Genomic DNA, 24,506 nt, shown 5'->3' with positions numbered 1-24,506 from the left:
GATCTAATTTTAGATATTAATAAAGTGATATAATGATTTTTACAAGATTAACTCTCAAAGACTTTAAATCTCATAAAGATTCTGTTATTGATTTTAAACCAGGTATTAGTATTATAGTTGGAGAAAATGGAGCTGGTAAGTCAAGCATTCTTGATGGTATAAGTTTTGCACTCTTTAAACAATTCAATGGTAAAATTAATGATTTAGTTAGGATTACTAAGAATAAACATTCTCATGAATTAATGTCAGTAAGTTTAGAATTTATTTCCAATGGAAAGGAGTATATTGTAAATAGAACTCGTGGAAGTACTTCAAAGGCAGAGCTTATAGTTAAGGATTCTGATGGAGGTAGCACTAAAATTTCTTCTGGGGATTCTTCAGTTAATAAGGAAATTCAGACAATTCTAGAAATGGATGGTGAGTTATTTTTAAATGCAATATATATCCAACAAGGAGAGATAGCTAACTTAATAAGTAAATCTCCCTCTGAAAAAAAGAAATTGATTGGAAGACTTCTTGGTGTTGAAAGTCTTGAAAAGGCTTGGAAAAATAGCCTCCCTTTAATTAATATTTATGAAAACCAAAAGTCAGAATTGGATGGTCGTACTGCATCTTCATTAGATTTAAATAATGATTTAAAAAACAAAAAAATAATTTTTGAAGAAATTAAAATTAAAGGTAATGGTATTGAAAAGGAAATTAAAGAATTAGAGCAATTAAAATCTTTAAAGGCAAACGAAAAATTAGAAATGGAAAAATCTAAATCTACTTTTGATAAATTAAACACTCAACTCATTAATGAAAATGAAAATACAAGAAGGGTAATTAATGAGAGAAAAAAACTACAGGAACAGCTTGAAAATCTTAAAAATAAGGAAAAAGAAATGTTAAGTTTGGAGAAATTTTCAAATAAGCTTCCTATTTATCTTGAATTTTTAGAATCTGTTAATAATCTTGAGCATCTTACAAAAGATCGAGATAATTATGAAGAAAAATTAGCTAATATAAGAAAACAAAAAAATATTATTAAAAATGAGGAAGAAGGTTATAATCATTATTTACAAGTTCAAGAGAAGTTAAATGTTTATAATGATAGAAAATCAAAGCTTGAGAGTGAATTAGGAATAATTAAAGAACTTGAAAAAAATAGATCTGATATTAAAAAGGAATTCTATGAAAATATTGCCTTAATCGAAAATTTTTTTAATGAGACTTCTAAATCATTAAATATTGATTTTTCTACCTTTGAAAATTCGAAAATTGATTTTTCTAATTATGATAAAGAAGAAATTGATTTTTCTAATCAGAAGAATTTCAAAGAAATTTCTAATAATTTTAAAGATCTTAAAAGAATAATCATTGATTTTAAAATTGAAGCTGAAAGTAAAATTAAAGAAATTGATAGTAAATCTAATAATATTTCAAAAAAGGTTTCTGGATTAGAAGAAGGTATTAATTCTGCTAAAGAGCCACTTTTAGAGATTAAAAAAGTTGATAATCAGTGTCCTATCTGTAAATCTGATATCACAGAGGAAAAGAAAAATAATTTAATTGATTCTTATAATAATAAAATTAAATTTAATCAAGAATCTATTGATAAGTTTAATAATGAATTAAAGAAGATTTCTAATGAAAAATCTATTTTTAAAACTAAACTTGATGAGATAAATTCTGTTGAAAAAGATATTCAAATAAAATACAAGTATTATGAAATAGCTAAAAAAGAGCTTGAAAAAATAAGTGATATTGATGTTAAATTAAAAACTTATGAAGATACAAGGGATAAGCTAGATAATGTATTATTATCAATTAAAGATCAAAATAAATTACAAAAAATCTCAAAAGAAAGTTATGATAAGTATGTTCATGCTTCAGGATCTCTTGATGTATTAGGTAAAGAATATGATACAAAAGACAAGTTAAGAGAATTAGAAAGAAGTATTGATATTGAAGTTGAAAAATTAAAAGTAGCTATGAGTAAAGATTCTTATTTATCTCCAGATATTAGAAAAGAAGATTTGAAAAATCGGATTGATGATTTAAGAGATAAAGACAAGATTTATAATCAACTAAAAGGAGAAATTGTTCAATTACCAATTTTAGAATCTCAAATAAAAAATAAAAGTGATGAATTTGATACAATTCGTTCTAAAGTTGATAATATTGAAAATAATATTAAGGCTTGTAACTATAGTAAAAATAAATATGAAAATGTTGTTTTTACTTATGAAAGATCTGAAGAAAAGTTAAAAATCTTGAATAAAGAAATAAATGAGATTAAAGGTAAAGCTACTCAGATTATTTCTGATATTGAAAATTTGACTGTAAAATTGACTCAAAATGATATTCTTAAAGAAAAGTTAGAAAATATTACTGATTATCTTAAACTTTTAAAAGATATAAGGGAACTTTTCAGTAAAGATGGGATTCAAAAAGATTTAAGGAATCGTTCCAAGCCTCTTATTCAAAAAAATACTAAAGAATTCTTTGAACAATTTAATTTTAATTATTCTGATTTAAAAATTGATGAAGATTATAATATTTCAGTGTTTGGTCCAGAAGGAGAAAGTAAATTAGACATGGTTAGTGGTGGAGAAAAAATTGCTATTGCTCTTGCACTTAGGTTAGGTATTACAAAAGCTATGTCTAAAGGTAATATTGAAACAATACTTCTCGATGAACCAACAATCCATTTAGATAGCTTTAGAAGGCATGAGTTGATTTATCTTTTAAGACAGATGTCTTCTCTTCCTCAGATGATTATTGTAACTCATGATAGTGAGCTTGAAAATGCAGCAGATAATATTATAAAAGTTGAAAAAAATGATGGAATATCTAAAATCAATGTAATGTCTAATGTTATTTCAGAATAATTATTATATAATTAAATAGAATATTATAAAAGATAGATATTAATCTGTATTATAAAAAATAGGATATTAAGCTGTATATTAAAAAAGATAGGATATTAAACTCTATTATAAAAGATAGGATATTAAGCTGTATTATAAAAGATAGGATATTAGAATGTATATTATAAAAGATAAAATATTATGAAAGACGGGGTATTATGAAAGAAGATAAAAACGATAATTTTAAGTTATCTGATAATAAAGAAGTCTTAAAATTAGATGATAGTCATATTCATGATTTTGAGTATCATAAAGCAGCTAAGAATATTTCATTTGCATTTTTCTTAAACATTATATTCATGTTTGTAGTTGCTGTTGGGGCTATTTATACAAATAGTATGGCTATCTTAGCTGATCTTCTACATGGGTTAAGTGATACTATTGCTCTTGGTTTTTCTTGGATTTTTCAAAGATTCTCTGAAAAAGAAGAGGATGAAAAATTTACTTATGGTTATAGGCGTTTTTCTCTTCTTGGAGCTATAATTACTTCTTCTATCGTTATTATTGGTTCTGTTCTAATTCTCCTTGAATCATTTTCAAGAATTTTTGCTCCTGTTGAGCCTCATGCTTCTGGAATGGTTCTTGTAGCTATTTTTGCAATATTTTTAAAAGCATTAAGTGTTTGGAAGCTACGAGATTCTAGAACTTTAAATGAAAGAGCTGTTTCAATTCATCTTATTGGAGATTTAATGGGTTGGATCGCTCTTTTAGGTGTTGGTGTAGTTTTAATATTCTTTAATATTCCTATATTGGATGTTTTATTATCTATAGCTATTACTATATGGATGATTTATAATTTAGTTAAAACATTATTTTATAGTTTTAAAATACTTCTTCTAGAAGCTCCAGGAAATGTTAACCAAGATACTTTAAAGAGAGATATTTTATCTATTGAAGGCATTGATGATATAGTTAAGTTTTATCTATGGAGTTTGGATAATCAAAAGAATATTTTAACTGTTAAAATAAATCTTAAGGATGATTTGAAAGTTTCTGATACTGAAAAGATTAAAAAATCATTGAATAATTTATGTTCATTACATGGAATTGAAGATATTAACATAGAATTTATTAAGAAGTAATTATTAGAGCTTATTTAATTAAAGCTTATTAAGAAGTAATTATTAGAGCTTATTTAATTAAAGCTTATTAAGAAGTGATTATGATAGTTTATTAAGAAATAATTATCTAAAGGTTATTTATTCAATAATTGATTTTATTTGGTTGAGAATATTAATGGTGGTTTTATGGTAGAATTATTATCTCCTGCAGGTAATTTCATATCTTTAAGAGCAGCTCTTGAAAATGGAGCTGATTCGGTTTATATTGGATTGGCTGATAATAATATGAGGGCTAATGTTTCTAATTTTTCTCTTAAAAATGTTGAAGAAGCTGTGGATATGGTTAAGGAATATTCTTCAAAACTATATCTTTGTACAAATACTATAATGAAAGAGGAGGATATTAAAAAACTTGAATTTGATTTAGAGTTGATTAAAGAGTATGAAGTTGATGCTTTAATTGTTTCTGATATTGGACTTGCTCAATTAGCTCATGATGTTGGTATTAATCCTCATATGAGTGTTCAGGAGAATATTTCTAATACTTATGCTCTTAGAACCTTGAAGAAGTTAGGTGTTACTCGTGCTATTCTTTCTCGTGAGTTGAATATTTGGGAAATTCAAAACATAGCTAAAAACTCTCCTATTGAAACAGAGATTTTTATTCATGGAGCTATGTGTATGGCTGTTTCTGGAAGGTGTTTTTTAAGTTATGGCTTGTATGGTAAAAGTGCAAACTGTGGTGAGTGTTTACAGCCTTGTAGAAAGGATTGGAAATTATCTATTGCTCAAGATGAAAATTCTGATTTTTTCTATGAGGATGATGAGGATTCTTCTTTTATTTTAAAAACTTCTAAAAATAATTCTTCACATTATCATTTAGATAATATTAATGATACTTATAATAAAAATACTATTTCTTCTATTAATTCTATTACTCCAAAAACTAGCTTTATTTCACCGAATGATATGGCTATGATAGATTATATTCCTCAATTAATAGCTACAGGTGTAGATGCTTTTAAAATTGAAGGAAGAGCTCGTGGTCCTGATTATGTAGCTACTACAACAAGAGTTTATAGAGAAGCTATTGATTCTGTTGAAAATGGAAGTTTTATTTTTAAAGATAGTTGGATGGAAGATTTAAAAAAGGTGTTTAACCGTGGTTTTGACACTGGTTTTTATTTTGATATTCCTTATGAGATAAGTAATCAAAACAAGTCAGAATATACTAAAAAGGATATAGCTAAAGTTGTAAATTATTATTCTAAAATTGGTGTGGCTGAACTTCAATTATGGGATGATTTAAATATTGGTGACGAGATTCTAGTTCAAGGTAAAACTACTGGCTCTATAACTCAGAAGATTGAATCTATGGAAATTAATGGAAAGTTTGTTGAATATTGTAAAAAAGGTAATAATGTGGCTGTAGCTATTGATGAAAAGGTTAGGCCTAATGATTTTGTTTATAAACTTATTACAAGAGATTTTAATGAGTAATAATATTTATTTTAAGAGTTTAATTTTTAATATTTATGTTATAAAAAGTAACATGTATTTTAAAAAGCATTTTGTTTATAAAAGCTGATGAAAAAAACAATAGCTTTTATATATAATTATGTTTATAATATTAATATGAAAAATGAAACAAGGAAAAAAATTGAAAAATATGGGAAACACATATACATAAGAGAATCACAAAGAGGGTGGGCAATAGCAATAAGACCTGACAATATATTTATCGATAATCACGACAAAGATGCACAATTACATATTAAACTAAAAGGAATACATATACCAATCAAGTATAAAAGCTTAGAAGAAGTTGGCTTAGTAGTAGAATTACATCTTATAAAAAATAAAGGTATTAATAAAGAAAAACTAAAAGGGGAACTATTATGATAAAAATAAAATTAATAAAAGAAAAAAATGGTGCAAAATTAATAAAAGAATTTCAAGAAATGTATGGTTCTATAGAAGCACTTGAACGAGCATTTAAAAGAGATCCAGAAAATGTTAAACTTTATATGGACTTAACTGATTGGGAATACTTTCAAAACCATCCAAAAGAACAAATAAAAGAAACAGAAATAATATATGCTGAAAAATCTAATATAGATATGTTAGAGTTAGAATTAATGGGATTAATAAAAAATGAACACCCTAAATCTATTAGTGAACTTGCAAAAATAGCTAATAAAGATATTTCTAGTGTTCAGAAAAAAATAAAAAACTTAAATGAAAATGGATTAATAAAAATAAAAGAAGGAAATAAAAACAGTAAAATACCAATTGTCAACTATGATAAAATAGAAATAGCTATTTAATTTATTTTCATATTATTTTTTGTATTATTTTTTAATATATTTACAAATTTTTACCTATCAACTGTTAGGTTTATATACTAGTAAATTCATATTATATCTATCAAGTGTTAGATAGGTAAAAAATATGGAAAAAATTACAACTAAAGAAAAAATATTTAATGTATCCATAGACTTATTTTCTAAAAAAGGTTACAATCAAGTATCTATGAGGGAACTAGCTACTGAAGTTGGAATAAAAGAAGCTTCTATTTATTATCATTACTCAAAAAAAGAAGATATTTTAGATTCAATTTTTGAATACTTTATTAATAGAATGAGTATAGCTGAATCATCAGAAGAACAGTTGGATCAATTATTAAAGATTAGTCCAAATGAATTATATCATTTTGGCTCTGAATCTGTTAAACATCAATTCAGTTCTTTAAAAATGATAAAAATTTTAAGATTAATCTTTATTGAAGTATATCATAATGATAAGATTAGAAAATTCTTTATTGATGAGCTTTTAAATACTCCTATTAAATTTTGGACTTTGCTTTTTAAAAATTTCATGGATAAAAAAATTATAAAGCCTAGTAATCCTAAAGAATTAGCTGAAAATTATTATACTTTTGGAATGTTTAAAATGTTTGAAGCAGTTATATTGAATTTTCCCGATGATAATGAAGAAATTGATTTAGACCCAATTTTTGATAAAATTGAAGGTCATTTTAATTTTATTATGAATTCTGTTATTATAGAAAAAAATAATATTATAACTGATGATGAAAATTCTAATATAGGAGGCTAGTCAATGGTTAGTATATTTAATAATAAAAATTTTTCTAAATTAGAATTAGCTAACTTTGATGATAACTATTTTAATGATAGTTTTTCTAATGATAAATGCTTTGATGATAACCATTCTGATGATAGCTATTCTGATGATAGTTTTTCTGATGATAACTGTTTTGATAATAGTTATCTCTCTAATAATCTGAATTATAATTTAAATAACATAACCTATAATCTTAATATAGAGAATCATTTAGATTATTATCAAAAAATTGAAGAATTCACAGAAATTGTATTATCCAAATCAACAATGTTTATTGAAGAGATTATTTTAGATTATAAAGAATTTTTAACTAAAAATCCTGTTAAAAATGTTTATATTGGCTCTTTTTTTGAAGAATATATATTAGAACTATTGTATTTTGGTGTTCTATGGAAGTTATATATTAAAAATGCTTTAAATTTAGATCCATTTTATCAAAAAATTTTAGCTAAATTGTCTAATTTGAGAAATAAAAAAGAGTTAATTGGTTCTTCATATAAAATTCAAATTGATGAGATAAGGGGGATTTTAGCTACTAAATTTTTATTTAATAATAATTGCAATAATACGAATAATAATACGAATAATAATAGTAATAATAATAGTAATAGTAATAATGGTAATAATAAGTATAATAATATGGATAATAATGATAACAATAAGGATAGTAATGAGTTTGATATATTAGGATCAATTGAAAATAATGAAATTAATCTAATTAACCTAAAAATAGATTTATTATTGAAATATTTGGAAGCTACGGGAGATTATAAAGAATCATTAAAACATCTTAATATTTGGAAGGAATTTTTCTTAAATAAGGATGAAAATACTTTAAAGTCTTATTTTAAATCAATAATGTCTTTTGTTTCTTTCTTTGAAGATTATGCAAAAAAAGAATTACATATCTATACAAGTAATGTTGAAAATTTTAAAGAGTCTTACCTTGAGTATCATTTAAATAATGAAGATATTATTTTTTGTGGAAGATCTGAGCTTGAATATCACATTAATCTTTTTGGAGCAGAGATTATGAATAAAATCTTTCAAAAGAGCTTTAAAAATAGGAAAAAAAGAGTTTTACTTCTTCCAACTTGTATGAAGATTCTAAAACCCCATGAATGTAATGCTGTAGAGGATAAATTAGGTTTAAGATGTATTGCTTGTAATAATAATTGTAACATTGGTGAAATTACTAAAAATTTAAATAGTAATTGTAATCATGAAGATAATAATTGTAATGATAAAATTCCGGTTTATATCGTTTCTCATTCTTCATCTATTTTATCAAATCTTACTAATAATGATAAAATCAATGTTTCTATTATTGGTGTAGCTTGTATTAATAATCTGATTGAAGGTGGATGGAAGATTTCTTCTTATGGTATTCCTCCTCAGTGTGTAATTTTGGATTATGTAGGCTGTAAAAAACATTGGACACCCAAAGATATTCAAACAACCATTAATTTTAATAAATTACAGAATATTGTTTAGTTTTAAAAATTATAATTTTCAATATAACTTTTTCAATATAACTTTTTTAATATAACTTTTTTAATATAACTATTAAATAATTATAACTACTAAATATAAACATTAGATATAAACAATCCATAAATTTAAATAAAACAATAAATTTAAATATTAATAAAACCATACTAATTATGAATAAACCTGTTAATATTAGAAATATCTCATTGTTAAATTTTTATAGGTGTTTATTATGATTAAAATTGAAGAAGCTATGGAACCTAATGTATTGGTCTTAAATAAAGGAGATACAATTGTAGATGCAGCTAAATTTTTCGCTAAAAATGAAATTAGTGGAGCTCCTGTCATGGATGGGGATGAAATTGTAGGAATTCTTAGTGAAGGAGATATTATGAAACTTCTTGATGTACATACTCCTAATTTAAACTTAGTTCTTCCTTCACCTCTTGATGTAATTGAAATGCCTATTAGAATGAAGCATGAGTATGATGAAACTACTAAAGGTATTAAAAGAGCTTCTTTAACTCTTGTTGAAGAAATAATGATTTCTCCTGTAGTGAAAATTGGTCCTAATGATAATATTTCTGATGCAGCTATTATAATGGATAAAGAAGATATTAAAAGAATTCCTGTTGTTGATGATGAAGATAATCTTATAGGGATTGTAACAAGAGGAGATATTGTTAAAGCTTTAGTTAATTATAAGGAATGAATTAATATAATAGATGAAATCTAAAGCTAATATAAGGTATTATTTTTATAAATTTCATATTCTTTATTTAAAATTCTTATTTTAATTTTCTGATTTACTATATTATTTTATGTTCTTTTATTATCATTTTCATAATTATTATTACAATTATCATTATTATTCTTATAATTAGAATTCTTATAATTAACTCATAATTATATTATAATTATCCATAATTAACTATATTATCTTATAATTAGCTTATAATTAGTTTATAATTAGCTTATAATTACTATTACACTCATTATACATATAATTACTCTTATAATCATTTAAGAAATACAACAATTTCTTAATTTTATAAAAAAATAAAAATTTTTATAATTATTAATTACTATTATAATTATTAATACATTATAATTATTACTTATTATTACTTATTATTAGTCTTATTATCGTTATTATTTATAAATGTAGAATTATCGGTGTATAAATGTCAAAAACTAAAAAAATCGCTGTTTATGGAAAGGGAGGGATTGGTAAATCTACTACTGTAGCTAATTTAGCTGCTTCTTTTGCAAATAAAGGTAAAAACGTCATGGTTGTTGGTTGTGATCCTAAAGCAGATACTACAAGAACTCTTTGTGGGAAAAGACTGCCTACCATTCTTAAAACTATTAAGGAAAATAAAAATCCTGATATTTCTGATATAATCTTTGAAGGTTATGGTGGTGTGCTTTCAACAGAAAGTGGAGGTCCAGAACCTGGTGTTGGTTGCGCTGGGAGAGGAGTTATCGTAGCTATGAAATTACTCGAAAAATTAGGCGTTTTTTCTGAAAATGATTTTGATGTTATTATATATGATGTTTTAGGAGATGTTGTTTGTGGGGGTTTTGCTGTTCCCTTAAAAGAAGATTATGCTGATGAAGTTTATATTGTGAGTTCTGGAGAATATATGTCACTTTATGCAGCTAACAACATTTCAAAAGGTATTAAAAAATTAAAAAGTAATCTTTCAGGTATTGTTTGTAATTGTAAGGGAATTAAAAATGAGAATGAAATTGTTGATTCATTTGCTCAAAAAATTGGCACTAAAGTAATTGGAATTATCAATAGAAGTGAGCTTATTCAATCTTCAGAACTTGAAGCAAAAACAGTGGTGGAAAAATATCCTGATTCAGTAGAATCAAAAAATTATTCTATTTTAGCAGATTCTATTTGGAATAATGATTTTGTTTCCTCTTTAAACCCACTTGATGATGATGAATTTGAAGATTTTTTCAAGAAATTTATTAGTTAATAATTATATAAGTTAATACTTATCTATATATTGAGATTTAAGAAAGCTAATATTTTAAATACTTATTTTTCTAATGATTTAAAGTATTCTAAATTATAGAAGTTAATCTCTTGATTTTCATAGGCTTTTTTTACTGTATCAATACATAAATCTTTATTACTAAAGTATATTAAGTGTGATTTACATTTGCAGTCAGAACAACCAAAATTTTCTTTTTCTTTACCATTTTTAGATATGAAATTAGATAAGTTGCATTCTACTTTTTTTTCACTTATAGTGAATATTACATCTTCAATTTTTGTTGTATTGTCTTTTAATAGATAATCTATATGCCATCGAATCTTTTTTTCATTTGATAAGTGTCTTTTTATTCTAGGAATTAAAGAGTTCATAGCCGACCCAATATAAACATAAAAACCTTCTTTATATATAGCTGAACCTATTGCACCAACTTCTATTTTACTAGATTTTTCTTTATGTATGATTAAACAGTAGCTACCCTTCATTATTTAATATAATATTGATTGATATATATAAATTATACTGTCTTTCTCCTTTGTATTGTATTTTTAATATAGTTGATTTTAATACTTTTTATAATTATTAAAAAATCAAAGATTTCTTAATTTTATAAAAATAAAAAATTTTTATAATTATTAGAAAATCAAAGATTTTTTTATTATTGAATATGCATAAATTTTTAATTTTTTTTTTAATTTTTTTTAATATGAATTTTTCTTTTTGGTTTTATTTTTTTATTTTTGCTTCAATTTTCTTATTTTAGGTTAATTTTCCTTTTCTTTTTGAATAAAGGTTTTATACTTCTTTTTTTAATATTTTTACTTGTTGATAATAATTAATTTTTTTTTTAGGAGGTAGCTATTATTAATGATGTTTTAAGAGATTATGATCCTTTGTATGATTTTCTTTTTAGTAATTATATGGCAAGTAAAGGATGTGAAAAACAATTGGCTGGTTTGATTAATGCCATTTTAGTTGAAAATAATGAGGATAATGTTTTTAATTTAAAAATAATTGATAATAAGTTTTTATTAGGTAAAGTAGCTAATAATAAAAATTGTATTTTGGATTTAAGGTCTAAGTCTTTTGATGGTCGTGTTGTTAATATTGAGGTTCAAAGACAGGGTGAAAAATACTTTAGAAGGAGAAGTCATCTTTATATATCTCGTGAATTTTCTAATTCTGCTGAAAAAGGAGGCTTGGAAAGGTTAAAGTCGCATATATTGATTAATATTATTGATTTTGGATTTTGTAAAAATAATGTAATTAGTCGAAAATTTAATATGATAGATAAAACAGAGTTTAACTGTGAATACAGTGATTGTATAAAGATTATTAATGTTAATGTCTCTGCTTTTAGAAATCTGAAAGCGGTTGATTTTGATAATCCTTTGCACTGTTGGTTGTTATTTTTAGATAAAAAAAGCACAAGGGAGATGATAGAAATGGCTATGAGTAAAGATGAAAATATAAAGATAGCTCATGAAAAAGTTGAAGAATTATTAAAAGACGAAGCTTTTCTGCATGAATTAAATAAAAGAGAACAAGCTGATTTAAAATATGAAGGTGAAATGGCTTATAGAGAAGAAAAAGGAATAAAAAAAGGTATTAAAAAGGGTAAGAAAGAAGGTATTGAAGAGGGTATAAAAAAAGGTGAATTGAATATAGCTAAAAGAATGAAAAATTCCAATTTTTCTTTTGATGATATAGCTAAAATCACTGGTCTTTCTTTGGATGAAATTGAAAAACTATAATTTTTTAATATTATTTTTTAATAGTGAATGCTAGCTATTGAGGTGTTGTAAAATGGCTATGACTAAAGATGAAAAAATTAAATTATATGAAGAATTAATGGAAGATAAAGATTTTTTGCATGAAATGAATAAAAGAGAACAAGCTGATTTAAAATATAGGGGTGAATTGGCTTATGCTAAAGATAAAGGTATGAAAGAGGGTTTTGAACAAGGTAAATTGAATATAGCTAAAAATTTAAAAAGTCTTGATATATCTGTTGATGATATAGCTAAAATCACTTGTCTGTCTATTGATGAAATCAAAAAATTATAATTTTTCAATAATTTTTTTTAATTCTTATTTTTAGCTTTTTATTTTTTAATTCTTTTTAATATTCTTTTAAATTTTAATTTTTTCTTTTATTTTTAATATTTAAATATATCTTATTTGTAAAAATTAACCTAAATTCACTAATTATATAAAATTAAAAGGATGAATATGAGAATTATTTTCAATGATTTTTCTAAAAATTTGACTTTTGGTAATGACTTATATAAAAATAAAAAATTTTAAAAATTATAAAGAATTTATAAATAGAAGTTAGATTTATAAATAAAAATATGGGTATGAATAAAATTAGAGTTATAAGTATTGAATCAGATGAATATTAAAAAGATTATACAATGGTGATAAATTGAATTTTATAATACAAGCTAAAGGACATAAGAATGTTACTTCAAAACATAAATCTACATTTGAAATTACTAAGGATAAAAGCCTTTCGATGAATGGAGATTGTATAATTGGTGTGGATATGGATAAGACTATGGATGATTTTCCAGAAGAACTTAAAGAAAAAATAGCAAATGAAAATACTAAAATTAAAGTTAAACTATCTACTGATAATTCAACTGATGAAATTAATGGTTTTGGACATCCAAAACTTACATTAAATCATCCAACAGATATTGTATCTAGGAAGAGTAATTATGTATGTTCTAGAACCCTCATGATAAAATCTGATAAAGCTTCATCTGATTTAAATAAAAACTTAATTAATGATTTAAAAGAGGGGAAATCTCTTAAATTTGAGATCATTATTTAAATTATGTTTTAATATGAGTATCTTTTTATATATTGAGTTTTTTGATATTATTTTTTTATTGTTTGTACTTTATTTATTCATTTTTGTTTTTATGTACCTCAATACTTTATATTCATTTCAATATAATTCAATAAAGATAATAGTATTATACAAAATATTATTATACAAAATATTTTTAAAATTAAGTTGATATTTTAATCAAATATAAAATTAGTAGATTATATTTTAAATTAAATATCACAGGTTTCTGAATTTAAGCTTAATGCTCCTTTTATACTATCTACAATACAATTTGCATTCCAACCAACTAATGAAATAGCTACAGATTCTAGATTTTCTGGAACTTCTTCAACACCATATGGTCTAACTAGTACAATTGGTTTTTCATACTTTTTACTAGCATCAATAAGAGCATCTATTTTTTCCTTATTATTTTCATATAGCCCTGATAAAATAATGACAACATCAATTTTACTAAAAAATTTTTCAGTTAGGTGAGAGTAAGATCCAGGAACCGATTCTTTCCATAAAAATTCAACTTTAGAATATAATTTCTCTACAAATTTAGGATATTCTTGATTTTCATCAATTCCATTACTTATAAGGAGATTATAAATTTTATCATCTATATCTTCTTCAAACATTTTAAAACCTCTGTTATATTAGTTTTATTATAATTTATTATATTTTATTATATTTTATTTATTTTTTTCTTTTGACCAATTATTATTTATAATATAAACTTTAAATATATAAGCATTACATGATTTTATTAATTATTTAATATATTACTAATATTTTTATTATTCATAGTATTTATATTGAAATATTCTATTAGATTAGTTATTTTAATTAATTATTAAATTAAAATATTAGAAATTAAATTAAAATATTTTTTAGATATTAAATTAGATTGTTTATTGGATTAATTATTAATAAAATATTCTAAGTATTTTATTATTAGATAATTTATTGGTTTATTAGATAATTTATTAATTATTTTAAGATTTACTAGAATATTTCAATATAAATATTATTATTAATAAAAATTTTTAATAATCGCAATTTTGATAAAATGAGAGCTGCAGTTGTTGGATTAGGGGTTGAAGGAAAAAAAGCTACTAAATCTTTATTGGATAATAATTGGCATGTATATGCTACTGATTTAAAAACTGATATAGATTTAGGTGATTTAGAAGATTTAAAATTACTCTCTGATAATACTTTTTTTATAAGTGAGAAAGCAATTACTCTTTCTAGTGAAAATCTAATTATTGATCTTGGATATAATGATATGGATACTATTGCTAGTTGTGATGCTGTGATGCTAAGTCCAAGCTTGTGGAAAACAGAATTAGCTAGAAATGTAGTATCTTCTGGAAATCATATCAGTGATTTTTTAACAAGACATAAATCTATTAAAACTATTGGAATAACTGGAACAAATGGTAAAACCACTACTGTATATATGCTTAAAGAGATTCTTGAAAATTCTGGTAAAAAGGTTCTTGTTGGTGGAAATGCAGGTGGAGGTTTTAATGGCTATTGTGATGTTATTTTAGAAGCTGAAAATGAAGATTATGATATAATTTTAATTGAAGTTTGTGATATGACTTTAAAATATTGTAATTATTGTTTTGATTTTGATTTAGTAGGTTTAACTAATATTGGTAATGACCATATGGATATTCATAGATCGATTGAAAATTATAAAAACAAGATTTTAGACTTCTCTAAAAACAAAACAATATTTTTAGACAAAGATTTAAAATATTTTTCTGAATTTGAAGAGGAAATTTCTGATTTATCTAATTTATTATCTTATGATGAATATTTGGGTGATTTAAAAGTTTTTGGAAAGTTTAATCGTCTTAATGCTGGTTTAGCTGCTTCAATTGCAACCTATCTTGGAGTTGATGATGAGGTTATTTTTAATACTTTGAATAATTTTAAAGCTATTGAAGGTAGATTAAAAATTTTCAAATTGAATGATTCAGAAATATTTATTGGCAAAACTGACAATTCTGATGCTGTTAAATCTTTATTAGATGAAAAATATTTCTATGCTGCTTTTGTTGGAACTCCTAGAATCAATGAAGAGCATCGTTTTGATATATTGAATACTGTAGTTTATTCAAGTCCAGAGGTAATTGTACTTTTCCCTGGTTTAGATGATACTGTTGATCATGGTTTATATAGATTAAAGTCTATTGGCTTTGATGGGAGAATTGAAGTAGCTAATAATCTTGATGAGATTATTGGATTTATAGCTGAATATTCTCATGAAGATGCAATCTTTATTGGTGGAAATGGCCAAGAAAAAATAATTGAAATTCAAGAAAGATTAAAAGCACTATCTGATATTTGTGATTAAAAGATAAACTTTATTTTATACTGCTTAAATTCTTATTTTTATATTTTTTTGTTTATTTTTACAGTATTATAATATTTAAATAACTCAAATAATCTGAATAGTCTAAATAATTAAATAGTTCAAATAGTTTAAATACTCTAAATAATTAAGTAATTTAAATAATATAATTAATTTAAATATTTTAAATACTAATTTTATTGCAATATTGGTTTAATAGTAATAATTATATACTTTAATTTACAAATATAAAGCTTAACTATATGTTTATATTAAAATTTATCTTATAATTTTTTTATTTATTTATATTAAATCTAATTGGGGAATGTTGTGTTTTTTGGAAAAAATATTCTTGTTGTTGGTGCAGGGAATGCAGGAAGACCAGTAGCTAATCTTTTCAATTATTTAGAAAAGAATATTATTGTTACTGACTCTAATTCATTTGACAACCTTCCTAAAAAAGCACAAAAAAAGATAGAATTACTTGAAAATAGAGGTATTACTTTTGAATTAGGAGATCATAATGATGATCTTTTAGATTTTCCTGATGCTGTTTATATATCTCCCAATATTCCAAGAACTACTGATTTTGTAAAAAAGATTTATGAACTTTCTTCTAAAGAAAAGTTTGATATTATTGAAAATAAAGATGTTGGAAAGATTTTAAATTCCTTGATAGCTATACCTATGATTGGGATAGCTGGAACTGATGGTAAGACTACTACAACCAATATGATTAATTTTGCTTTGAAAGATAAGTTTAATACTCTTATTTTTTCATCTCTTCAGGATTCTTTAGTTATTGAAGGGTTAGTTGAAATGGTAGTTAATTCTCAATGTGAAAATAAGGATTTAGCTATTTTTGAACTTCCTCATGGAACTATTAGGATGGCTGATGGTCTTGAACTTGATTTTTGTGTTATTACTAATTTAACACCAGATCATATGGATGAATTTGAAAATTATGAGGATTATATTACTAGGAATATAGCTATTGAAAAACTTCTTAAAAAGAATGGTTTGGTTCTTGCTAATGGTGATGATCCAATTATCAGTAGTAGGTTAGATACATTTAATCATGATTATATTGTTTATGGTCTTCAAAATCCTCAATCTGTAGAGTTTGAGGATAATACTTATTATAATGATAATGTTGGTTATGATATAGTAGCTACTAATATTAAGCTTAATGGTTTAGATGGGTCAAGCTATAAGATTAAGTCTGGAGATATTTTAACTTTAGTTTGTAATAATTGTGGTAAAATTAATTATGATTTGAATAATTTTAATTTGGATGATTTTGATTCAGATAGTTTTGATTTAAATGATTCTGATTCAGATGATTTTGATTCAGATAGTTTTGATTTAGGGATTTGTAAGTGTGATAATTATTCTAGAAAAGTAATACCTTCTTTTGAAAGAGAGGTTAATATTAAAATTCCTGGTTTGATTAATGTTGAAAATTCCCTTGCTACAATTTTAAGTTCTTTAATCATGGGTATTGATTTAGATGATGCTATAAATCGTATGTCTTCGTTTAATGGTGTTAAAGGAAGATTTGAGAAGATTGATAAGTTAAATGGTGTAAATATTTTTATGGATGCTGCTCATAATCCTGAAAGTATGGAAAAATTATTTTCTGGCTTTGAAATCTCTGGAAAACTTATATTAAGCTTGGATAATCCTGATACTTTAACTTCAAGAGATAAGTATAAAATTGGAGAAGTACTTGGAAATGTAGTTGATGTTTTGATTGTTTCTTCTAAAAATGAAACTACTGAGTTTGTTGATAATAATGCTGCTTTTGAAGTTTTAAATGGAGCTTTTAATGTTTGTAGTGATATTGAAACTTATGTAACTAATAATGTTAGTGAATCTATTTTTAATGCATTGTCAATAGCTGATACTAATGATACAATTATTCATATTGGCCCTGGTGTTGTTAATGCTTATGATAATGTTAAAAATGATATTGAAGATGCTATAAGCTTTTATAAAGCTATTTCTGGAAAGGTCGTTGTTATTGGTGGCTGTGGAACTGTTGGTAGTTTAATCGGAAGAGTTTTAGCTGCAAATGGCATTGATGTAACAGTTTCTGATTCTGCAAATGAAACTCATTTAAAATCAATTTTTGAAGCTGAAGGTATTGATTTAGAGTTAGGTAGTAAAATTAGTAATGAACTTTTATATAATGCCTCTTCTATCTTTTTAGCTCCTAGTTTAATGGATAATGAAAAATTTATCAATGATTTAAGAAATGATTTAAATAATATGGGTTTTGAAAATATTCCTGTTTTTGGTATTGATGAAATATTTAAGTTTTTTAGATCTGATAAATTAGTTTTTGGTGTGACTGGTACTAATGGTAAAACTACTACAACGGAAATTCTTAAAAACATTTTTAAAACTGCTGGATTAAATGTTCCAGAACATTATCTTAATATTCAAGGAAATACTGAATTTATTCCTTCTTTACAATCCAAACTTGAGGGTGATGTAGCTGTTATTGAAATAGGTACTTTTGGTAATGCTGGTGAGATAGAAACAATATCTAAAAATGCAGAAGTTGATACTGGAATTATCACTAATATTACTCAAGATCATTTATCTAATGGAAGTTTTAATGATTATGTTAATTGTAAAAAGGAAATAGTTGATTTAGCTGATAATTTAATATTATGTGCTGATGATCCAATTGTTGCTTATCTTGGAAACTTAAAAGATAATGAAGATTTATTATTTTTTGGAATTAATTATTATGGAGACATTTTTAAAGATATTGATGTTTTTAAAGAATCTAGAATATGTCCAGTTTGTGGTAAAGAATTAATCTATGATATTCATTATTTAGGTCATTTAGGTAATTATCACTGTGATTGTGGTTTTAAAAATCCAGAGATAGATATTGAGGCTAGAGATATAATTTTTGATAAAGAGGATTCATCTATAAAATTTACTTTAAAGATTTATGAACAAACTGCTGATATAACTTTGAAAAATGGTTCTATAGCTAATGTTTATAATTCATTAGCTGCTGCTACTGGAGCTTGGCTTTCAGGAATTGATATTAATGATATTGCCGATGGAATTAATTCATTTATAGGAGTTAATGGTAGGTTAGAAATTATTAATGATAATCCTAAGATAATTCTTGATTATGCTCATAATCCTGCAGGTGTTAAGTCTGTTATTCAGACAGTTTCTAATCTTATTCAAAATGATAAAAAATTAGCTAATGGAAGATTTATTATAGTTAATACTATTTCTTCAGAAAGTGGTGATGAAGGGGACTTAGAAATAGCAAAACTTTTATCTAAAGCAGATATTATCATTCCAGCTTCTTATTCAGCATTTAAGTCTTCAAAATTTATAAATGATTTTGCAAATGAAAGATGTGAAATAATTTATACTGAGTCTAGCAAAAATTCTACAAAAGTTGGAACTTTAGGAGCAAGCTTTGAACAAGTGAAAGAAGGACTGATTATTGCTTTAAATATTATTAATAACTCAAAACAGAATATTAACAAAATTATCAAAGATAAAAACATTATTAAAGATAAAAACAATAGCAATGATAAAAATATTATCAATGATAAACACAATATCAAAGATAAAAACAATAGCAATGATAAAAATATTATCAAAAATAAAAGCATTAATAATGATAAAAACAGTATTAATGATAAAAATAGTAGTAATGATATTATTCTTATTATAGGGGAAGGTGGGCTTAAATATTCCCAAATAATTTTAAGTGAGGTAAATGGTAATAAGGGAGGAAATTTAGAGATATAGAGGTTTTTTATAAATTATATATTTTTTTATAAATTATATAATTTTTATAGGTTTTGGGGATATGATAAATTGAAGGGCAAAATGCGCTGGTCAGTTAAAGTTATTGTTGGATTACTAGTTGTAATATTTTTACTATTACCTTTTTCTTTTATGGGAGAACACGAGTTTTCAGGTAATGTAACCAAAGTATCAAAATATCCTTTGGGTAAAACAGTTTTTGCAGGAGAATCTGTTGTAGATGAGTCAAAAATTGACAAATATCCTATTGTTACAAACATTAATTATTTATTCAATAGATTGAAAGTTTTTGATTTTAGTAGTGTGTTTATATCTATTTCAACAGGGGTTGTTCCTTTACCAGTTTATGAATTTTCAAGTTTGGGAATTTCAGATTCTGGAGCTGCCACAGGGTTTTCTGGTCCTGGTATTTTAACTGAGGAAAATAATAAATTAATTGTTAAACCTCCTGATAATTTCGTCTGGGGATATAAAACTCCTTATACTATTGCAGTTAAAACTGAGGAGGGTATAAACATTGTTGAAGAAAACAAAACAGTGAAATTTGTTGGAAAAGATGATATTAGTAATAATACAATTCCTCATAAATATGTTTCAGGTGAAGTTGTTGAAAGTTGGTTTAATCAATCTAATGTTGGCGATAATTTAACTTTAGATTATTGCTTATCTGGTTTTTCTGATAATAGGACTTTAATCAAGCCTGATGAAATAAAAGAATTTTTTGGAGAAAGTGTATTAAATTATACTTATTATTATCCTTCTTCCTCACCAATCATGGTTTATAAGGCAAACTACACTGAATTTAATGTAACTGATGCTTATACTTACCTAGGATCATATCCTCAATATAATGATGCTAACCGTGCATATAATGCTAAACAATTTGCTAAAGCATGGAATGGAACAATTATTCCTCCTAATTCAACATCATCAGGAATTGATATTGTTGATTTTGCTGTGTCTTCTGATCCTAAAGCTCCTGGAGGGGGTGCATCTCATGGAGTATGTCCTCCTGCTAGAACTTTAAGATCTATTGCACTAGCTATGGGACTTTCTTTACCTAATGGGATGAATGGGGATCATGATGCAGTAAACTTTGGTGTCAACCCAGGTTCAGGTATTAAGGTAACAAATTCTTTAGATTATCCTATTAAAATTATTATGTGGACTGAGGGTGAGGGCACTGGTATGATTATTCATGCAAAAATGATCGAAATGGTTCCAAATGGTGTTGATATTAATAATACCAACTCTTCAGTAAGTAATGATTCTAATACATAATATAAATTCTAATATAAATTATAATTAGTATTTTATAAAATTTATAAAATTTATATTATTTATATTATTTATAAAATTTATTATTTATATGAATTATGTTATCTATTTATATGAAATGTATTATTTATAGTGAAAATAAGATTAAATCAATAAAATGTTTATGTTATTGTGATTTATGTTATTGTGTGAGATAAATGTTAATTTCTAGTGTTATAACTGCAGCAGGACGAAATTTTCGTATGGAAAATAGTCAAATTAAAGAAGGAAGTCCTGTTAAAAATAAATTATTACTTCCATTTCCAAGTGAAAATAGTATTAATACAGTTATTGAAACAACTATCAATAATGTATTATCCTCTGATGTTGATGAGTGTATTGTTGTTTTAGGTCATTTTGCAGCTAATATAAAAAAAGTTTTAGCTAATATTGATGATAGAGTTAAAATTATCGAAAATGAAAATATTAATGTAGATCTTTCTACTTCATTATTAAATGGGTTGAAAAATTGTAAAAATAAATATGTTTTGTGTTCAGCTGGAGATCAACCAACCATTAGTTCCAAAACTTATAAAAATATTATCAATTCTCTTTTTAATTTGAAAACCCCTGAAAAGTCTATTTCTATTCTTAGGAGAAAAGATTCAGGTTTATTAAAAAGTCCAGAAGGTTTAGGAATGCCATTTATAGCTAATAAAGATATTTTAATTAAGTATCTTAGTAATGAGGATAGTAATTTAAATCCAATTCTTAGAAAGATTTTTAAAGATCAATTTCCATTTTATGGGGTAGAAGAAGATAATTCTATGGAATTGATTAATATTAATAATTATAAAGATTATAAGTTTGTTTTAAATAATTTTTAATAATATTTATATTATTAATTTATTTTTTGGCTTTGTAGAAATCCTTATTTTTTACACTTGAAATTTTTACTTTTGTGAAATTAAATTGTTAAAATAATTCTTTAATTTCAAAATAAAGGATTTTTAATCATAATCTTTTTTATAATTATATTGATATTAAAAGGATTTCTACAAAGCCTATTTTTTTATTTTTATATTTCTTATTTTTATTTTATTTTTTTTTAATTATTTTTAATATTCCTTTAATTTTAATTTAAAGCTGGGGGGGATAGCTATTGTTTTTTTCTTTTTGCTGTGTTTATTCGTTCATATGGGTTCTTATTGTCTTGTTTATTATTTTTTAGTTTTTAATTTTTTTATTCTTTTAATGACGTTTGTTTTGTTTTTTGTTTTTGGGTAGGAAGTTTTTTATAGTAGTTTTTTTATATTATATTATTGTAGCGTAGTGAGTGTTCTCATTGTGCTATGTATTTTTTATATTACTGATTGATTGGATCAGGAGGTGAAAAAACGAAAATGTTTACAATAAATAGATTTTTTAAGCCAATTATTTTTGTTGGGTGTGTTTTATTTATTTTTTTAGCTTTATCTAGTGTTAGTGCAGCTAATCATGATTTTACTACAGTTAATACTACTGAACAGTTCCAAAGTGTTATTAATAATGATAATGATAATGATTTGGTGATTAGTTTTGATGATGGTGAGTATGTTGATTGGGGTCAGCTTAATATTAGTCGTAATGCTACTATTGTTGGTAAAAATCGTGGTGGTGCTAAATTCACAACATCTAGTGTTGATACTTTGTTTAATATTAATGCTACTAATGTAAAGATTATTAATTTAACTATTAGTGGTTATGCTACAGCTATAAAATCTAATTGTAGTGATTTGACTGTTAGTGATAATAATATTACTACTTCTGGTGTTAGTATTAATTTAAGTAGTAGTGGTAGTGCTAATCCTATAACAGGTGTTGTTATTAAGGATAATATTATTAAATCCAGTATATCTGCTGATTATCGTGGTGCTGTTTTTTTATTCGGTAAATCTGCTGATAGGACTGTTTTTGATGTTTTATTTAGTGGTAATAATATAACTGGTGTTTCTTCTGGTGTATATTTAGGTGATGGTAGTTATAATAGTCCTGTTTCGTCTGCTAATTTGGTTTTTGAAAACAACAACATCACAGGAACATCACGTGGTGTTTATCTGTCTGCATCCAGCAGCAACAACACCAATATAACCTTCGCCAACAACAACATCACAGGAACATACTATGGTGTTTATCTGGAGCCATACAGCAGCAACAACACCAATATAACCTCGCCAACAACAACATCACAGGAACATACTACGATGGTGTTTATCTGTCTGCATCCAGCAGCAACAACACCAATATAACCTTCGCCAACAACAACATCACAGGAACAGACTATGGTGTTTATCTGTATGCATACAGCAGCAACAACACCAATATAACCTTCGCCAACAACAATATTACTGGTGTTAGTCGTTGTGTTTATGTTTATTTGTCTAATGGTAATATTAAGGGTGTTAATTTCTTGAATAATACTATTAATGCTAATAATGGTGATGGTTTTTATTTCTATACTAGGATTGGTGTTACTAATGTGACTGATTTTATTATTCGTGGTAATACTATTTTTGCTACTAATGCTGGTTTGAATTTTACTGGCTTAAGTGTTGGTTCATTGGTTAATGTTACTGTTGAGTATAATCGTATATTGGCAAGTTTTGGTGTTAATATTACTGGTCATAATGATAATAGTATTTTTGATCGTAATTGGTGGGGTGTTAATGATATTACTGGTATGATTTTGGGTGTTGATACTCTTAATCATTTTATTTTGAATATTACTAATACTTCTAGTTTGGATGGTGTTCATTTTGGTGATAATGTTAGTTTTATGTTGTTAGTTTTGAATACTACGCTTAGTAATGATGGTGTTGAATTTTTACCTGATTTTGTTGTTAATGGAACCTTCAATGGTGATAAGTTTAATAGTAGTCGTGTTGATGGTTTTGTTTATAATGCAACAGCTACAGTTGGTGTTCAAACTTTAGCTGCTACTTTAGATAATGTAGATGATACTGTAGCTTTTAATTCCCTCCAATTAACTACTAATTCTAGTATAATTGTTAGTAATGATTCAGTGAGTATTGGCAATAATGTTACTATTTCTGGTCAGTTAGCTAATTATACTGGTATAACTGGTGTTAATGTTACTGTTGATGGTAATCTTTACACAGATGTTTCTGTTAATGGTACTGGTGGTTGGAGTCTTAATTACACAACTAATCTCACAGGAAACATAATTATTACTGTTAGTTATGTTGGTAATGAGAATTATACTGCTTTTATTAATGCAAGTAGTTTTACTGTGATTTTGAATGATACTAATTCTAGTATTGTTGTTAATCCTGAAACTGTAAATATTGGCAACAATGTTACTATTTCTGGTGAGCTTGAGGGTTATGTTGGCAATGGCTCTGATTCTTTGACTGTTAGTGTTGATGGTAATGTTTATAATAATGTTACTATTAATTCTACTGGTGGTTGGAGTCTTAATTACACAACTAACCGCACAGGAAACATAACTATTACTGTTAATTATGCTGGTAATGAGAATTATACTAGTTTTACTAATGCAAGTAGTTTTACTGTGATTTTGAATGATACTAATTCTAGTATTGTTGT

At 25.0% G+C, this 24,506-nt stretch carries 20 protein-coding genes; 18 read left to right on the top strand and 2 right to left on the bottom strand.

Annotated features, from left to right (window positions below; all coding sequences use genetic code 11):
• The first annotated feature begins 32 nt into the window (after positions 1-32).
• The 9 genes from MBBAR_RS01675 (at position 33) to cfbC (ending at position 10,599) form a co-directional block, all read left to right on the top strand.
• On the top strand, positions 33-2,873 hold the full coding sequence (locus MBBAR_RS01675; protein ID WP_080459551.1) for an AAA family ATPase: 2,841 nt from the start codon (positions 33-35) through the stop codon (positions 2,871-2,873).
• Between the two features lie 197 nt (positions 2,874-3,070).
• Entirely contained in the window at positions 3,071-3,994 is a 924-nt protein-coding gene (locus MBBAR_RS01670) for a cation diffusion facilitator family transporter (RefSeq protein ID WP_080459550.1), read from the top strand.
• Between the two features lie 165 nt (positions 3,995-4,159).
• Positions 4,160-5,473, top strand: a complete 1,314-nt coding sequence (locus tag MBBAR_RS01665) for a U32 family peptidase (RefSeq protein ID WP_080459549.1) — start codon at positions 4,160-4,162, stop codon at positions 5,471-5,473.
• A gap of 87 nt (positions 5,474-5,560) precedes the next feature.
• Positions 5,561-5,875: a hypothetical protein gene (locus MBBAR_RS01660; protein ID WP_080459548.1), complete on the top strand. Its 315-nt coding sequence runs from the start codon at positions 5,561-5,563 to the stop codon at positions 5,873-5,875.
• Positions 5,872-6,300, top strand: coding sequence for an HVO_A0114 family putative DNA-binding protein (locus tag MBBAR_RS01655; RefSeq protein WP_080459547.1), 429 nt, complete (start codon positions 5,872-5,874; stop codon positions 6,298-6,300). The genes MBBAR_RS01660 and MBBAR_RS01655 overlap by 4 nt, the downstream gene beginning before the upstream one ends.
• Positions 6,301-6,424: 124 nt before the next feature.
• Positions 6,425-7,090: a TetR/AcrR family transcriptional regulator gene (locus MBBAR_RS01650; RefSeq protein ID WP_080459546.1), complete on the top strand. Its 666-nt coding sequence runs from the start codon at positions 6,425-6,427 to the stop codon at positions 7,088-7,090.
• Positions 7,091-7,093: 3 nt separating this feature from the next.
• Positions 7,094-8,611 carry a DUF116 domain-containing protein gene (locus MBBAR_RS09990; protein ID WP_143746095.1) on the top strand — a complete coding sequence of 506 codons (1,518 nt, stop codon included), beginning with the start codon at positions 7,094-7,096 and terminating at the stop codon, positions 8,609-8,611.
• Positions 8,612-8,840: 229 nt separating this feature from the next.
• On the top strand, positions 8,841-9,320 hold the full coding sequence (locus MBBAR_RS01640) for a CBS domain-containing protein (protein ID WP_080459544.1): 480 nt from the start codon (positions 8,841-8,843) through the stop codon (positions 9,318-9,320).
• Between the two features lie 472 nt (positions 9,321-9,792).
• On the top strand, positions 9,793-10,599 hold the full coding sequence (gene cfbC, locus MBBAR_RS01635; RefSeq protein ID WP_080459543.1) for a Ni-sirohydrochlorin a,c-diamide reductive cyclase ATP-dependent reductase subunit: 807 nt from the start codon (positions 9,793-9,795) through the stop codon (positions 10,597-10,599).
• A 62-nt stretch (positions 10,600-10,661) separates the two neighbouring features.
• Here the strand turns inward: cfbC and MBBAR_RS01630 are convergent, their stop codons facing one another.
• Positions 10,662-11,105: a GIY-YIG nuclease family protein gene (locus tag MBBAR_RS01630; RefSeq protein WP_080459542.1), complete on the bottom strand. Its 444-nt coding sequence runs from the start codon at positions 11,103-11,105 to the stop codon at positions 10,662-10,664.
• Positions 11,106-11,513: 408 nt separating this feature from the next.
• Between MBBAR_RS01630 and MBBAR_RS01625 the strand changes: the two genes are divergently transcribed.
• From MBBAR_RS01625 to MBBAR_RS01615, 3 genes are all read left to right on the top strand, one after another.
• Positions 11,514-12,374, top strand: coding sequence for an Rpn family recombination-promoting nuclease/putative transposase (locus MBBAR_RS01625; RefSeq protein WP_080459541.1), 861 nt, complete (start codon positions 11,514-11,516; stop codon positions 12,372-12,374).
• A gap of 52 nt (positions 12,375-12,426) precedes the next feature.
• Complete coding sequence (locus MBBAR_RS01620) at positions 12,427-12,687, top strand: hypothetical protein (protein ID WP_080459540.1); 261 nt, start codon at positions 12,427-12,429, stop codon at positions 12,685-12,687.
• A 361-nt stretch (positions 12,688-13,048) separates the two neighbouring features.
• Complete coding sequence (locus tag MBBAR_RS01615; RefSeq protein WP_080459539.1) at positions 13,049-13,459, top strand: DUF371 domain-containing protein; 411 nt, start codon at positions 13,049-13,051, stop codon at positions 13,457-13,459.
• A 230-nt stretch (positions 13,460-13,689) separates the two neighbouring features.
• Here the strand turns inward: MBBAR_RS01615 and MBBAR_RS01610 are convergent, their stop codons facing one another.
• The gene (locus MBBAR_RS01610) at positions 13,690-14,103 is read right to left on the bottom strand and encodes a nuclease (protein ID WP_080459538.1); all 414 of its coding nucleotides are present in this window, start codon (positions 14,101-14,103) and stop codon (positions 13,690-13,692) included.
• Positions 14,104-14,534: 431 nt separating this feature from the next.
• Between MBBAR_RS01610 and MBBAR_RS01605 the strand changes: the two genes are divergently transcribed.
• From MBBAR_RS01605 to MBBAR_RS01580, 6 genes are all read left to right on the top strand, one after another.
• Positions 14,535-15,833, top strand: coding sequence for a Mur ligase family protein (locus tag MBBAR_RS01605; protein WP_080459537.1), 1,299 nt, complete (start codon positions 14,535-14,537; stop codon positions 15,831-15,833).
• A gap of 327 nt (positions 15,834-16,160) precedes the next feature.
• Positions 16,161-19,625 carry a Mur ligase family protein gene (locus MBBAR_RS01600; RefSeq protein ID WP_080459536.1) on the top strand — a complete coding sequence of 1,155 codons (3,465 nt, stop codon included), beginning with the start codon at positions 16,161-16,163 and terminating at the stop codon, positions 19,623-19,625.
• 81 nt (positions 19,626-19,706) lie between these two features.
• The gene (locus tag MBBAR_RS01595; RefSeq protein WP_080459535.1) at positions 19,707-20,924 is read left to right on the top strand and encodes a hypothetical protein; all 1,218 of its coding nucleotides are present in this window, start codon (positions 19,707-19,709) and stop codon (positions 20,922-20,924) included.
• Positions 20,925-21,118: 194 nt separating this feature from the next.
• Complete coding sequence (locus MBBAR_RS01590) at positions 21,119-21,787, top strand: nucleotidyltransferase family protein (protein WP_080459534.1); 669 nt, start codon at positions 21,119-21,121, stop codon at positions 21,785-21,787.
• A 516-nt stretch (positions 21,788-22,303) separates the two neighbouring features.
• Positions 22,304-23,188: a hypothetical protein gene (locus MBBAR_RS01585; protein WP_080459533.1), complete on the top strand. Its 885-nt coding sequence runs from the start codon at positions 22,304-22,306 to the stop codon at positions 23,186-23,188.
• Positions 23,189-23,349: 161 nt separating this feature from the next.
• Positions 23,350-24,506: hypothetical protein (locus MBBAR_RS01580; protein WP_158082500.1), on the top strand; the 1,157-nt coding region annotated here is incomplete at its 3' end.

The organism is Methanobrevibacter arboriphilus JCM 13429 = DSM 1125 (assembly GCF_002072215.1).
GTDB lineage: Archaea > Methanobacteriota > Methanobacteria > Methanobacteriales > Methanobacteriaceae > Methanobinarius > Methanobinarius arboriphilicus.
The sequence above is the reverse complement of the archived record's forward strand: the minus strand, read 5'-3'. Positions and strand labels throughout refer to the sequence as shown.